General features: G+C 38.7%; 19 protein-coding genes. 12 read left to right on the forward strand and 7 right to left on the reverse strand.

All coding sequences use genetic code 11. The features are described 5' to 3' along the window. Positions 1–335 precede the first annotated feature (335 nt). Positions 336–539, reverse strand: a complete 204-nt coding sequence (locus P3L57_RS09635) for a spore coat protein CotC (protein ID WP_024121562.1) — start codon at positions 537–539, stop codon at positions 336–338. Between the two features lie 192 nt (positions 540–731). Further along, positions 732–920, reverse strand: coding sequence for a twin-arginine translocase TatA/TatE family subunit (locus tag P3L57_RS09640; protein ID WP_044155756.1), 189 nt, complete (start codon positions 918–920; stop codon positions 732–734). Between the two features lie 260 nt (positions 921–1180). Between P3L57_RS09640 and P3L57_RS09645 the strand changes: the two genes are divergently transcribed. Then, positions 1181–1579: a hypothetical protein gene (locus P3L57_RS09645; protein WP_069486590.1), complete on the forward strand. Its 399-nt coding sequence runs from the start codon at positions 1181–1183 to the stop codon at positions 1577–1579. Between the two features lie 91 nt (positions 1580–1670). Here the strand turns inward: P3L57_RS09645 and P3L57_RS09650 are convergent, their stop codons facing one another. Beyond that, entirely contained in the window at positions 1671–2105 is a 435-nt protein-coding gene (locus tag P3L57_RS09650; protein ID WP_059335697.1) for an SRPBCC family protein, read from the reverse strand. Positions 2106–2470: 365 nt separating this feature from the next. Here P3L57_RS09650 and P3L57_RS09655 point away from each other — a divergent pair, with 365 nt between their 5' ends. From P3L57_RS09655 to P3L57_RS09680, 6 genes are all read left to right on the forward strand, one after another. Next, the gene (locus tag P3L57_RS09655; RefSeq protein WP_059335696.1) at positions 2471–2659 is read left to right on the forward strand and encodes a hypothetical protein; all 189 of its coding nucleotides are present in this window, start codon (positions 2471–2473) and stop codon (positions 2657–2659) included. Positions 2660–2728: 69 nt separating this feature from the next. Then, on the forward strand, positions 2729–3529 hold the full coding sequence (locus tag P3L57_RS09660) for a hypothetical protein (RefSeq protein WP_059335695.1): 801 nt from the start codon (positions 2729–2731) through the stop codon (positions 3527–3529). Positions 3530–3533: 4 nt separating this feature from the next. Beyond that, positions 3534–4154: a DUF4166 domain-containing protein gene (locus tag P3L57_RS09665; RefSeq protein WP_069486631.1), complete on the forward strand. Its 621-nt coding sequence runs from the start codon at positions 3534–3536 to the stop codon at positions 4152–4154. After that, positions 4148–5779, forward strand: a complete 1632-nt coding sequence (locus tag P3L57_RS09670) for a YndJ family protein (RefSeq protein WP_069486591.1) — start codon at positions 4148–4150, stop codon at positions 5777–5779. The genes P3L57_RS09665 and P3L57_RS09670 overlap by 7 nt, the downstream gene beginning before the upstream one ends. A 110-nt stretch (positions 5780–5889) precedes the next feature. Beyond that, positions 5890–6201 (forward strand): hypothetical protein, encoded by a 312-nt coding sequence (locus tag P3L57_RS09675; protein ID WP_044155745.1) that lies wholly within the window; start codon positions 5890–5892, stop codon positions 6199–6201. Positions 6202–6440: 239 nt separating this feature from the next. Then, positions 6441–7199, forward strand: coding sequence for a poly-gamma-glutamate hydrolase family protein (locus tag P3L57_RS09680; RefSeq protein ID WP_059352970.1), 759 nt, complete (start codon positions 6441–6443; stop codon positions 7197–7199). A 22-nt stretch (positions 7200–7221) separates the two neighbouring features. Here the strand turns inward: P3L57_RS09680 and P3L57_RS09685 are convergent, their stop codons facing one another. The 3 genes from P3L57_RS09685 to P3L57_RS09695 are packed head-to-tail and all read right to left on the reverse strand — an operon-like array spanning position 7222 to position 8185. Beyond that, positions 7222–7677, reverse strand: a complete 456-nt coding sequence (locus tag P3L57_RS09685; RefSeq protein WP_069486592.1) for a YndM family protein — start codon at positions 7675–7677, stop codon at positions 7222–7224. Between the two features lie 8 nt (positions 7678–7685). Then, positions 7686–7985 carry a spore coat protein gene (locus P3L57_RS09690; RefSeq protein WP_059335692.1) on the reverse strand — a complete coding sequence of 100 codons (300 nt, stop codon included), beginning with the start codon at positions 7983–7985 and terminating at the stop codon, positions 7686–7688. Next, the gene (locus P3L57_RS09695) at positions 7982–8185 is read right to left on the reverse strand and encodes a DUF892 family protein (protein ID WP_024121571.1); all 204 of its coding nucleotides are present in this window, start codon (positions 8183–8185) and stop codon (positions 7982–7984) included. Before P3L57_RS09695 ends, P3L57_RS09690 begins: the two co-directional genes overlap by 4 nt. 196 nt (positions 8186–8381) lie before the next feature. Here P3L57_RS09695 and fosM point away from each other — a divergent pair, with 196 nt between their 5' ends. Both fosM and P3L57_RS09705 read left to right on the forward strand, forming a co-directional pair. Next, positions 8382–8804, forward strand: coding sequence for a FosM family fosfomycin resistance protein (fosM, locus tag P3L57_RS09700; protein WP_059291743.1), 423 nt, complete (start codon positions 8382–8384; stop codon positions 8802–8804). Positions 8805–8884: 80 nt separating this feature from the next. Beyond that, on the forward strand, positions 8885–9313 hold the full coding sequence (locus P3L57_RS09705; RefSeq protein WP_083244471.1) for a hypothetical protein: 429 nt from the start codon (positions 8885–8887) through the stop codon (positions 9311–9313). Positions 9314–9705: 392 nt separating this feature from the next. On the opposite strand, the gene lexA is transcribed toward P3L57_RS09705, so the two are convergent. Then, on the reverse strand, positions 9706–10323 hold the full coding sequence (lexA, locus tag P3L57_RS09710; RefSeq protein ID WP_010334405.1) for a transcriptional repressor LexA: 618 nt from the start codon (positions 10321–10323) through the stop codon (positions 9706–9708). 156 nt (positions 10324–10479) lie between these two features. Between lexA and yneA the strand changes: the two genes are divergently transcribed. The 3 genes from yneA to P3L57_RS09725 all read left to right on the forward strand — a co-directional run bounded on the left by yneA (position 10480) and on the right by P3L57_RS09725 (position 11759). Then, the gene (yneA, locus tag P3L57_RS09715) at positions 10480–10791 is read left to right on the forward strand and encodes a cell division suppressor protein YneA (RefSeq protein WP_059291742.1); all 312 of its coding nucleotides are present in this window, start codon (positions 10480–10482) and stop codon (positions 10789–10791) included. Between the two features lie 17 nt (positions 10792–10808). Further along, complete coding sequence (locus tag P3L57_RS09720) at positions 10809–11462, forward strand: YneB family resolvase-like protein (protein ID WP_024121575.1); 654 nt, start codon at positions 10809–10811, stop codon at positions 11460–11462. Between the two features lie 63 nt (positions 11463–11525). Next, positions 11526–11759 carry a DUF896 domain-containing protein gene (locus P3L57_RS09725; protein ID WP_024121576.1) on the forward strand — a complete coding sequence of 78 codons (234 nt, stop codon included), beginning with the start codon at positions 11526–11528 and terminating at the stop codon, positions 11757–11759. Positions 11760–11861 lie beyond the last annotated feature (102 nt).

Below are 11861 nucleotides of genomic sequence, written 5' to 3' on the forward strand. Positions count from 1 at the left end.
GTGGTTTCGTCAATTATTATACCTTATTTTGGAACTTCTTTTATTAAGATAAATCGACAAAATCGTTAAAATCTCTTGTTTATGAATGCGTTATGTTTATATATTGACACCCTAGATCTAAAAATAAACTAATTAAACTATGTATCAAATGTTCAATATTTATTAAAAAATCAGCATTAAGGAGCAAATAATAATTGTAAGACACTCACCAAAGGTAAAAAAGCTAACAAATTAGACCTATGATTCGTTTAGACATTGAAGTTACATAGTTTTTTCTGCAAAAAAACCCCCGGCCATTGACCGGGGAAGCAAAATTGAGGAGATTAAATGGAGTATTAGCAGTGTTTCTTACGCTTTTTATACTCTACAACGTAGTCATAGTCTTTTTTGTCGTGATCATAATGTTTTTTGTCATAATCACAGTAGTAATCTTTTTTGTCATGGTGATCATAATGTTTTTTGTCATAGTCGTAATACTTCTTGTAATACGTTTTCTTAACCGTATAATACTCTTCTTTATATTTTTTGTAATAACCCATAAATACCCCTCCTTTTATGATCATACGCTTCATTATATGGAAGTTAGAGTTTGCGGATTGGACAGTTTAAATTGCAAAAGTAAAAAAGGGCTGTCCAAAAAAAGAAGTTGAGGAATAATCAGAGGAAAACTGATGGATCATGCAGAAACAACAATATAAAAAGCCGATGTGCATCGGCCAAATCATTTTACCTTACATTTGCTTGTCTTCTTTGTTTTCTGAACCACTACTTCTTATGTCTTGAGTCAATCCGCTTGTCGCTTTTTTAAATTCTGATAAGGCTTTTCCGGCAGATCGGCCAAGCGCAGGCAGCTTATCAGGACCAAACACTAAAAAACCTACAAATAAAATAACTAACATTTTTGTGACGCTTAATTCCATGATGCTTCTCCTCCTCTTGTTTGAAGTACGAACCCTTATTAACAAATTATAAAAGATGGCAGTTCAAATGAGAATACGTCTGTTTTGAATATTTTGTATAACACAGGGGAAGGGAGAATGATGTGATTTCTTCAGGGAAAATGCTGATGATAAAACGTATGAAGCTTCCAATACCATACACATACCTGCAATTTTATTTAAAGGGGGGTGATATATATAACTGTAAGTTGCTATGATTAAAATAAGGAGGAGATATTATTATGAGATGCAATAAGCTAATAGGGTGCCTGCCTGTTTTCATGTTCGCTGTCGCTTTTCCATTATCTGCACATGCAGAAAAAGCGGGAACTGCTGGAGCCGGAGAGTGGGATAAGCTTGGGACTTACACCTATACTTATTCAAGTCCGACGGTATACTCGAGCGGAGGTGATTTTAGAGTTTGTCTTTCAGGAAGTACACCTTTCTCCGTATCGCTGCATCTATATGAGGATGATGCTGGTGACAACCCTGATGAATATGTGGGTTCTAATTATTTTTCACCCGGAGAATGTCATACCTTTAGCAGTATCGGGAAATTTGTAGATGGAAGCAATAACAAGGCAGAGTTCTTTGTTACTGATTACTCTGGTAAATCAAAAACAGTTACGTTTTACGATTGATTCGGAGATACAGTTCAGTGAATTTAACTTTGTCATGAATAAAAGAGAGAGGGAGCTCTCTCTTTTTATACTGTATGAGCAATGAAATACCTTACTCTTGAACAGCCTTGCGAAGTCGTTCATTCACAATGCCTGTCCAGCCGCCATCCATCTTATCCCGAATGACTGAGCTTTTCTCGTTTGCCTTACCGATCATTTCATCCGGCTTCTTCCAACCGCTGTGGATGAGAGTGAATTCTGTTTTGTTCCCTACGTCTGTTAATTGAAATGTAACAATCCATCCATCAGTATCCCATTCAAAAGAAAGCTCTCCGGGAGCATGAACCGTCAAAACTTTGCAAGGTGATGGTCCAAATGGTGATTGCAAATGAAATTTATATCCTTCCTTCAACTGAAAATCATTCGGCATAAACCACTTGGCTATGCCTTCTGAAGTTGAGACTGTCTCCCAAACCTTTTGAATAGGCGCTTCTAATGTTACATGTTTCGTAATGTCCGGTAATGTTTTTTCTTGATATTTATCCATATATTGCTCCTCTTTATCCAATAGATACTTTCAAGCAAATTTTATATCATCTAACGAAATCATGTCCATAGTGAGCATGAATTATGCTGAATCTGTTGTCCGGTGTTTCATTCTATAAATTTCACGATCTTGATGATTTATCTGGCTGCAATGGGCTTTTATGAACAAAGATTTCTTTTAATCAATTAGCATTTCGGGTATTTGATGCACTGATCAGTTTTATGTTATTGGCCAATGTGCTGTTTTTCTGGAGAAAAAAGAAGAGCATAGCATATGTCTCAGGCATTTTGGCTGTAGTTAATGTAATTATGCTGATATTTCTGCTTTTTCTATCGTGATGAGAATGTAAAGAAGGAGGGTTCTGCGTGCTCGGTAAAATAAAAGCGGCCATTGATAATAGTCCGGGAAAACCCGCGAAAATTGTAGTTAATGAAAGCACACTTCAGCAGTTAAAAGAAGAGATGCGTTTTGTTTACGTTTCCAAACCTAAAACCATTATGGGGATACCTGTGGAGGTTTCAGATGATGTAGAAGGCTTTGAACTCAAATTTTAACGTTAATATATTTTAATACTATAAATATGCTAATATAGGAACTGCTAGAAAAAGAAGGGAGGAGGGGCTGTGAAACAGAAGCCGATTTATGTCGAAATCGAGATGACATCTGACCTGGACAAGCTTTGGGAATATACGCAAAACCCATCGCTACATAAGGAATGGGATCTGCGGTTTTCTGACATTACATATTTAAACAGAAGCGTAAATGAAGCGCAGAGGTTTCTTTACGAGACAAGAATTGGCTTTGGATTAAAGGTGTCAGGTGCTGGTGAAACCGTGGGAACGAAATTGCATTCCTCTCAAAGAGTATCCTCCCTGGCCTTTTCCTCCAACCATCCGTTATCCCTGATTAAAAAAGGCAGCGGGTATTGGAAATACATACAGCATGATAACGGGAAGCTTACATTTATGACGCAGTATCAATATGAAACGGCATATGGCTTTCTGGGAAGATGGATTGACCGTTTATTATTTCGGCCGCTGTTGGGGTGGGCAACAGCATGGAGTTTTGATTCATTGAGACTTTGGATTGAACAAAATAAACATCCGAAACAATTGATCCGTTATGCGTTTGTCTATATGCTGACGTGCTTGTTTTTTAGTCTGTTTTGGTTTTACCACGGGTTTACAGATCTTGAAACGAACAATATGGCAGGCGCAGCGAAGATAGGATTGGGCATTTTATGGCTGAGTCCATTAAAGAGAAAATGGACACTTCATGCTGTGCAGACCTGTATCTTTGCTGTCTGCGCTTTTCTGGATGCCGGAATATGTTCTTTACTGTTAAGTGTGGTTACTGCGGCAAGCGGCTTGATCAGTCTCCGGCTTCCCAGTGCTCGGCATACGAAACGAAAAAGAAAGAAGTGAAATGGTGAGTTCAATGTATAAAAAAACAATTATAAATTATCATCTATTACATCCCAAGCTGCAGAAACGTTATCAATTAGACAGGTCACATACATTCAGCGGAAGAGGAACGATGTCAGAAATAAGCGGAGGGTCTTTTTTTGTCAGAATGCTGCTGAAATGCGGGGTGTTTTTTAGATGTTTCTTTTCAGAAAGAGGAAAGGACATCCCTTTTACAATTAAAAACAGAACATGTCTTACGAAGCAGGAACATACGGGGATTGAATGGAATCGGACTTTTGTCTTTAAAGATAAAAAGCGTTTCTTTGATGCAGTTATGGTTTACGACGAAAATGAAAAACGAATACTTGATTTTTTCGGCCAACCTCATATTCTGCTGTCTGTTTTAACTTTTGAAGCACTCTCTGACGGGTCTCTCCACATTACATCAGGAAAGCAATGGCTATTAATATGCGGAAAAAGAATTCCTTTGCCAAAATGGCTGAGCGGTAATTCCACTGTTTGCGAAACTTTTGATGAAAGCAACAACTGTTTCACTATACAAGTTCATGTGGAAAATGCAATTCTTGGCACTCTTTTTTATTATAAAGGGACGTTTCGGGAAACAGAGGGAGAAGTATGTTAAAACGAAACGGCATCATTAGTGCGCTTTGTTTCATCTGGTTTCTTGTATCTGAAGCTCCCGACATATTAGTTGCGGAGGCGCTTGTCTTGTTTTCCATTCTCTTTTTTGTGCCCGGAATTTTTCCTTTTGTTTTTCATCAATCAGCTCACAGGACTATTCAATTTTCGGAAAAAATATTGATGCACATCTATCCGGCAGCAGCTGTTTTCGCGGTATTAGCCCTTGTAACAGACGTAGGATATTTTGCACTGATCTGGTGGATATACACTGCTTTGTTGGCTTTATATGGTGTGTTGCGGCTCTTGAAAACAAAAATACATAGAATCGAAGAAACATCTATTTTGTTAGGACTCGTTTATTTAGGCGGAGGGGGATTTTGGTTTTTTGCCTATGCTGCGCATTTACATATCCTGCACTTCGGTCCTCTTATTATTTTGCTCACAGCTGTTCATTTTCACTATTCTGCTTTTCTGATCCCGATCTTTAATGGTTTACTTGGCAGAGTCAATAGAGAAAAACGGGTTATGTACGGTTGGGTGACATGGATTATTTTACTGTCGCCGCTCCTCATCGCACTCGGAATAACATACTCAAAAACACTTGATATCTTGGCGGTTGGTATCTATATGGCGGCACTTTATCTTAACTCATACTTAATATTTAAGACAGCTTTTCGCAGTAAGACAGGAAAAGTGCTTATCCGACTGTCTTCTGTCGTGTTAATGATAACGATCTGTTTCTCTTTCATTTACTCATTCGGTGTATTCCGGCAAGAAGTCACGCTGACCATCAGCCAAATGATATGGATACACGGTATCGTGAACGCATTCGGTGTTATTTTGCCGGCTCTTGCAGGATGGAGAAAAGAAAATCCTCAGCCCTCGGATGCGAGTGTCAAGGTTTTCAGCCGTATATACGGAAAGAGAACAATCGGAAAGAACTTTTTGCACAACATTCACGCTGAAAATAACATTCGATATAGCGGACTTGTGGATGATATGAGAAGCCTTCGTTCAAACGATTTTTCACCGGAGCATTTGACACCGTTGATTGTTTCTTTTTATGAACAGACGAAAGATTATGAGGTAAAAGCAAAAGTGACGTGGAGCACTTGGTTTCAGCCCTTTGCGAAAATGTATGAATACATCAGCAAAAGAACCGGACAAATACATCTGTCAACGAATCCTGACTGGTATAGGATGCACAGTACAATAAAAGGTGTCCATTCAAAAAAAGACGGAAGAAAAAAGGTACGTGCCTGGATCAGAACAAATGAAAAAAACGAAACCATTTTTACCGCGCTGTATTCTGTATATCGCTCAAAAGGGGAAGGGTACATGAATATTTCTCTGCCGCTTCCTTTCAGTAACATGACAGGCATTTTAAAGCCTTATCATCACAAAGAGAACCTGATTTTGACCAGCAGGCAGAGAAAAAGCGGTGCTGGGGATGAAGGGATTTATCTTAGAACAAAAGTCGGGACCTGCCCGCTTCCATTATCTGAAACCTTTCATATAAAGGCTCCGGCGGGTGCAAACAGGTTAACAGCTGTTCACGAAATGTGGCTGTTTGGGATTCAATTTCTAACTGTAGATTATGACATTACATATTGCCCGTCCAAATGAATAATATAAAACAAAGACAATAGTTCATCTGACAGTCTCTCGTCCGGTAAACAATCGGTTCGGCACATTTTCATGCTGCGACTCATACAGACGGGGAAGGAAGGGTTTTTATGTTTTATATCAGTTTGTTTCTGATTGTATGGCTGGCTGCGGGATTTGCAGTGGGGATGAAGCAAGTTTATGTCGATCAGCTATTCGATAAAGATGTAATCGAAAGGCTTGAAAGAAAAGCAGGTGACCATGATCTTGTTGACCGTTTTATCAAACACCGTTTCATTTATATTGCAGCAGTGACTTTAAGCGGGTTTATTGCTGTTTACAGTGAAATAAAAGCCATTCCACAAAAGCGGAGAATAAGAAAAATTGAAAAAGACATTAATAAGCTCAATAAAGTAAAGAAGCGCGGGAATAACAGAAAGTAAAAGGTGCACAAGCCAGCAGGCGGGTGCATTTTTTTTATTTAATGGGGGAATGAGAATAAAGCCGTGCGATCTTACTTTTTTGCTAAGGAGTATAAATTCATAAATGTGAAGAACAGCGCCCGGGCTAATGGTATATAATATTGTGAATTTAACAAAAATTTAACAAGGAGGACGAGATAATTCGTGCTAAAGCCTCAAAGAGTCCAGCATCCTGTGTTTTTGGTTTTGAGGCGGAGTAGATGAAACCGGCCAAAGTATCCCTGCTCCGCCGTGTGCTCCATTCCTTGAAGCATGTTGATTGTAACATAGTCAAACGTTTTCCATCAACTTTAAAAAATGTAAAATTGTTGTTAATTTTCTTGTTGTTTGTTCCGGTTTCTTCTGTATATGCAGAGGATATCTATCAGAATTTCGAGGAATTAAAGAATCACGAAGATCCTTCAGATTATAACATTGCCACAAAAGAAACCGGCAGCTCTGTGCTTGTTTTAGCTATTCACGGAGGAGGTATTGAAGGCGGCACAAGTGAATTAGCGAGAGAGCTCAGCAAAGAATATTCCATGTATTTGTTTGAAGGTTTGAAGACGTCTGGAAATTCAGTACTGCATATAACAAGCACACATTTTGACGAGCCTCAGGCACTGAAGCTTGTAGCAAGTCATGAGTATGTCATTTCATTGCATGGATATGCAGGAGAGGACCAACAGATACAAATCGGCGGAACAGACCGATCAAGAGCGGCAGAATTAGTTTCAAAACTGCAAAAAGCCGGTTTTCCGGCTGAATTGCTTGGTACAGATCATCCGCATGCAGGCGTAAGTCCAAACAATATAGCGAATAAATCAAAAACCGGTTTGAGCATCCAGTTAGAGATGAGTACAGGTTTCAGAGAATCTTTGTTTGGCATCTTTTCTTTAAAAAGCAGATCCGTGACTCAAAATGAGAGGTTTTATGATTTTACAGAAGTGATGACCCATTTCATAGAAAACAGCTATTAAAATAAGGAGGCGCAAAGCCTCCTTATTTTTCGTCCTTCTTCTGATCATTGGCTTCAGGAAACAATTCATCTGATGCCTCGGTTTGATATTGCAGAGTGTTATCTTTGACAGTCAGTTCATTTCGGAATGTTTCATCCAGCACATTTTTCAGTAAATACCGGTGAAAAAAATATTCAAAAACAGTAAGGCAGACAGACGCAATCAGAGCGGCTGCAAACGGTGAGAAACCGTTTCTAGTTTGCGTTTCAAGAAAGACCCAAAGAATAACGAGTGAAAGTCCGAAGTCAGCCAGTGAAGCTGTTATATTGCTGGTTCTCGGCAAGATCAGGATGTCACCGGAAAGGTATGTTACAAAGCTTAAGAAAAATGCAATAAACAGCACACTTAAAAAGGAAGCATGGTAAACTCTATCCAAAATCACATACAATAGGGCAAGAGTTAAAGCTGTCTTAGAAGCAAGAGCGATAATATGTTTCATTTGATCACCTATATTTGTGGCAAATCTTTAGCGGTATCTGCTGCCTCTAGATCGACACTTATTTGCTGAGTTAAATCTTTAGAATGATAAAAACCCTTTGCAGCCATATAATGAAAAATTTGTTCATGGGTATTCATCGCGTCATGTAAATATTGCTGCAGCGTTTCTCTGACTTCTGGGGATGAAGATTCTGTGATGGCAGCTGCAATATTTCTAACGCCTGTCTTTGCCGATATTAAAAAATCCGTTGCGATCACTTGTTCGGTCATGCTGCCCATTCCAGCTAATTTTTGAAAGAACTCATTCACGCTTGTTCACCTCTCACTGACAGCAATTCCTGCAAACGCGCAACCTGTTGTTTTGTTTTTTGAGCATCCTGCTCAAGAATACTCTTTAATTCTTCATCTTGTACAAGTCCCGTCATGGTTGAAGATTTTGTCAAACAAAGGTTCTTAAACGTAAGCAATTCGTGCAATTCTAACGTTTCATGAAGGCCGTAGCCATTCATAATGGTCATTCCCTTCTGAAGTAATATGATTTATTTTGAACAAATTGCTTTTGTTTACACTGGTATTTTTTGCTGGTCGTTTGAAACTTTCTGGCTGCAATGCCCGTACACAAGGGATGGGGTTGAGCTTCTGTTAAACAAATCAATCTTTCATGGTTTTTAATCATCTATCTTTAAATACTAAGGAGGAGACACAGTGGAGATCAAAGGGATCAATCACTTGTTATTTTCTGTTTCTGATTTACTGACTTCCATCGAGTTTTATCAAAATGTCTTTGATGCTAAACTGCTGGTTAAAGGAAGGAGCACTGCATATTTCGATTTAAACGGCATATGGCTGGCTCTCAACGAAGAGCGTGACATTCCCAGAAATGATATTAACGCTTCTTATACCCATATCGCTTTTACAATTGAGGAAAGCGAGTTTGAACAAATGTCCGCAAAATTAAAAAACCTTCATGTTACTATGTTGCCTGGGAGAGAACGAGATGAACGTGATCGAAAATCAATTTATTTCACTGATCCTGACGGCCATAAATTTGAATTCCATACAGGAACTCTCCAAGACAGACTTCAATATTATAAGCAAGCTAAAACCCACATGGATTTTTATGATTGAAAAAGTACGGGAAACAGAGTAACAGGGGATATACATATTTATCTTCTGGGGTTAATATATGGTAAAGGAGGGGATTGCAGTTGAGAAATAAAATATTGCTCATGACAGCTGTTTTACTATGTGTTTTTGGAACCGGGACCATTCATGCAGCAACTTCACAGTTTGAGCATAAAACCGACTTTATTCTAAAGGACGGAACAAAAGCGTTTTATGTAGAAAACATTAGTGATGTACCGGCAATGGATTATTTTTTAGGATACCAATTTACGATATTAGGAGTGAACACTTGTTCAGTTAACATTAAGCTTCAGCGAATGGGACTTGCAGGGGATTATACTACGTTAAGCACAAAACAATTCACCGGTAATTGGTTTGACTTTAGCGCTCAAGATAAGGCTTCCATTGAACCTTATCACCGGTATCGAATATTAGCTGAAGAACATTCAGAAAACTGTGCAAGTGTTCATGTAAAAGGCCGCTATGGTGTAGAATATTTTAATTTTGATTGAAGCTCACATTTTTGAAAAGAAGTGAGCTTTTTTTGCAGAATAAATTAACTAAATAAACTATGTACTAAATATTCAGTATATTTCCTTTTACCTCGCTCAATATAAAAGAGCAGAGTATACCTCATCTTTTCACGTCCAAAAATCGAAACATTTATAAGAAGAGAACGTCTAATTTGTTAAACAGCACTTTTTTTTAAAAAGTTTCGTTAAGGAAAGAAAATTTCTTGACTTCAACAATTAAATGATGGATAATTATGGTGTAAACATGATGTTCTTTTTCCTCCTATTCAGGTTCGCACCTAAGCCAGGGCGAGCCTGCTTTTTTTAAAAACAAAACCCCCACTCCGTAAAGGAAGAGGGGGTTTATTCTTTGTAACTGATAGTTCAATAGTTTAATGGACAGTCCTGAACACACCAATTACTTTTCCTAATATGCTGACATTCTGCAGTATGATCGGAGCCATGGTTGGATTTTCAGGCTGTAAGCGAATGTGAGTATCCTCTTTATAGAAACGTTTTACCGTAGCTTCATCATCTTCTGTCATCGCCACTACGATTTCACCGTTATTCGCCGTGTTTTGCTGTTTTACAATAACATAGTCCTTATCAAGTATACCTGCGTCAATCATACTGTCACCCATGATCTCCAGCATAAACACATGCTCATCCGGAGGAACCATACGGTCAGGAAGCGGGAAGTATTCTTCAATGTTTTCAACCGCTGTAATAGGCGAGCCCGCCGTTACTTTTCCGATTACCGGTACATTAACGACTTGGCTTTTTGGAATCTCTACTTCTTCATCCAGAATTTCTATCGCTCTTGGTTTTGTCGGATCGCGTCTAATCAGCCCTTTTGTTTCCAAACGGGCCAAATGGCCGTGGACAGTAGAACTGGACGCCAGGCCGACAGCCTCTCCGATCTCTCTAACCGAAGGCGGATATCCTTTTGATTTAACCTCTGCTTTAATAAAACGGAGGATATCAAGTTGCCTTTTTGATAGCTTCGTCATTTTTTGCACCTCTAAACGTCGATTTTAAATAGATTATAGCATGATTTTCCTGACAGTACAAACATAGGTTCGAAAAAAACAATTGACAGAAACATTTGTTCGTATATACTGAAATTATAAAAATGCGAACAAACATTCTTGTCGGAGGTTGTTATCATGAATAAAGAATCTATTATTTTTGTCGGCCTGTTCACTGTGATTCTAAGCGTGGTTATCCTTCTGTTGTCATATACAAGCAGCGACCAGGAGCTTAATCAATATGTTAAAATAAAAGTTCAGTCTGGGGATACGCTCTGGTCGCTCGCTGATCAGGTGGATGACTCAAAAAAGATAAATAAAAGTGATTTTGTTGAATGGGTAGCTGAAAAAAATAATCTCCAGACGTCTGAGATTCAGCCGGGGGATGAATTGGTGATTCCATTAAAAAAGGAACACCCGGCTGCATACGAACTGGCTACTGTTAAATAGAGAGGAAAGGTAGAAAGGTGAAAGCGCTCATTTATGCCCGAGTAAGCACAAATAAAGAACAGCAAGAAACCTCATTAAAGCGGCAGGAGGAGGAGCTTACGGCCATTGCTGCCGAGAACGGCATGGAAGTCGTCAAAGTGATTTCTGAAAAAGCCAGCGGATATGAAATGGACCGGGATGGTGTATTTGATTTGCTTGATCATATCAAGAATTCAAATATTGATGTGATTTTAGTTCAGGATGAAACAAGACTCGGCCGGGGAAACGCGAAAATTGCACTTCTTCATTGTATTTACAGGGAAGGTGTGAAAGTATATACGACCGCTCACAGAGGTGAGCTGGAGTTATCAGAGGCTGACTCTATGGTGCTGGAAATCGTCAGCATTGTGGAGGAATACCAGCGGAAAATCCACAACATGAAAATTAAACGCGGAATGAAACGTGCAGTGAAAAATGGTTTTAAGCCACAAAAGAACCTGAAAAACCAGCATGAAAACAGCGGAAAAGAAAGAATAGAAGTTCCGATCTCGGAAATTGTCCGGTTGAGAGCGAATAAACTGACGTTTGCTGAAATCGCGGCTACGTTGAGAGGTTTTGGCTATGATGTGTCAAAGGCGACAGTCCATCGGCGTTTTCAGGAATACATAGAGAATGAGCAGACAGGCGAGTGAATCAGTTGTAAAACTCCTCTTGTTTTAGTAGTATATAGACAAAATGCAATAAAGGAGTTTATCATGATTTCAAACGAAAAAATTGCCAGAATCAATGAACTTGCCGCAAAAGCTAAAGCTGGCGTTATTACAGAAGAAGAAAAAGCTGAACAGCAAAAGCTCCGTCAAGAGTACCTAAAAGGATTTCGTTCTTCTATGAAAAACACATTAAAAAGTGTAAAAATCATTGATCCTGAAGGCAATGACGTAACACCTGAAAAGTTAAAAAGAGAAAAAAATAATAACAGACTTCACTAATATAAGAGGAATACGGCAATATCGTATTCCTCTTTTGTATATACTACAAAGAACAGCGCTTTCTTCAGGTGACAAAATGTATCAAGTTTCTCTCAAATTTAA

Source organism: Bacillus sp. B28 (assembly GCF_029536185.1).
Lineage (GTDB): Bacteria > Bacillota > Bacilli > Bacillales > Bacillaceae > Bacillus > Bacillus halotolerans.

What these genes read in the sequence shown, in the direction of transcription:
- P3L57_RS09650 (WP_059335697.1), bottom strand. Translation starts at nt 2,105, where the DNA reads ATGGATAAATATCAAGAAAAAACATTACCGGACATTACGAAACATGTA.
- P3L57_RS09725 (WP_024121576.1), top strand. Translation starts at nt 11,526, where the DNA reads ATGATTTCAAACGAAAAAATTGCCAGAATCAATGAACTTGCCGCAAAA.
- lexA (WP_010334405.1), bottom strand. Translation starts at nt 10,323, where the DNA reads ATGACGAAGCTATCAAAAAGGCAACTTGATATCCTCCGTTTTATTAAA.
- P3L57_RS09695 (WP_024121571.1), bottom strand. Translation starts at nt 8,185, where the DNA reads ATGAATGGCTACGGCCTTCATGAAACGTTAGAATTGCACGAATTGCTT.
- P3L57_RS09640 (WP_044155756.1), bottom strand. Translation starts at nt 920, where the DNA reads ATGGAATTAAGCGTCACAAAAATGTTAGTTATTTTATTTGTAGGTTTT.
- P3L57_RS09675 (WP_044155745.1), top strand. Translation starts at nt 5,890, where the DNA reads ATGTTTTATATCAGTTTGTTTCTGATTGTATGGCTGGCTGCGGGATTT.
- P3L57_RS09680 (WP_059352970.1), top strand. Translation starts at nt 6,441, where the DNA reads ATGAAACCGGCCAAAGTATCCCTGCTCCGCCGTGTGCTCCATTCCTTG.
- P3L57_RS09670 (WP_069486591.1), top strand. Translation starts at nt 4,148, where the DNA reads ATGTTAAAACGAAACGGCATCATTAGTGCGCTTTGTTTCATCTGGTTT.
- P3L57_RS09635 (WP_024121562.1), bottom strand. Translation starts at nt 539, where the DNA reads ATGGGTTATTACAAAAAATATAAAGAAGAGTATTATACGGTTAAGAAA.
- yneA (WP_059291742.1), top strand. Translation starts at nt 10,480, where the DNA reads ATGAATAAAGAATCTATTATTTTTGTCGGCCTGTTCACTGTGATTCTA.
- P3L57_RS09645 (WP_069486590.1), top strand. Translation starts at nt 1,181, where the DNA reads ATGAGATGCAATAAGCTAATAGGGTGCCTGCCTGTTTTCATGTTCGCT.
- P3L57_RS09685 (WP_069486592.1), bottom strand. Translation starts at nt 7,677, where the DNA reads ATGAAACATATTATCGCTCTTGCTTCTAAGACAGCTTTAACTCTTGCC.